Source organism: Mangrovihabitans endophyticus, from assembly GCF_014646155.1.
Classification (GTDB): domain Bacteria; phylum Actinomycetota; class Actinomycetes; order Mycobacteriales; family Micromonosporaceae; genus Actinoplanes; species Actinoplanes endophyticus.
Genome location: NZ_BMMX01000147.1, coordinates 1 through 669, shown reverse-complemented (window position 1 = coordinate 669; position 669 = coordinate 1). Strand labels below are relative to the sequence as shown.

Below are 669 nucleotides of genomic sequence, written 5' to 3'. Positions count from 1 at the left end.
GCGCACCCGGCCCGCCGGTATGACTACTGGCTCGGCGGCAAAGACAACTTCGCCGCCGACCGCGCCAGCGGTGACGCCATCGAGCAAGTCTTCCCGCACATCCGCACCGCCGCCCGTGAGAACCGCCGGTTCCTGCACCGCGCCGTCAAACATCTGGCCGCGGCCGGGATCCGCCAGTTCCTGGACATCGGCACCGGCCTGCCCACCGCCGACAACACCCACCAGATCGCCCAAACCCTCGACCCGACCGCCCGGATCGTCTACGCCGACAACGACCCCCTCGTCCTCGTCCACGCCCGCGCCCTGCTCACCAGCCACCCCCACGGCCACACCGCCTACGTGCACGCCGACCTGCGCAACCCCGACCGGCTACTCGCCGACCCCGACCTGGCCGCCACCCTCGACCTGAACCAACCCGTCGGGCTGCTCCTGATCGCCGTGCTCCACTTCCTACCCGACCCCGCCGCGCACACCGCCGTCCACACCCTGGTCGACGCCCTGCCCGCCGGCAGCTACCTCGCCCTGTCCCACGCCACCGCCGACCTGCTACCCGCCGGCACCGCCCACGCCCTGCACGAAGAACCCGCCGCCGCCGACATCGTGCTACGCACCCACACCCAGATCAGCGCGTTCACCACCGGCCTCGACCTGCTGCCACCCGGCATCACC

Annotated in this window: 1 protein-coding gene; it reads left to right on the top strand. The window is 72.0% G+C overall.

The window, feature by feature from the left end; all coding sequences use genetic code 11:
• Positions 1-669 (top strand): SAM-dependent methyltransferase (locus IEY73_RS32810; protein ID WP_189083234.1); only part of this gene is annotated, 669 nt, incomplete at both ends.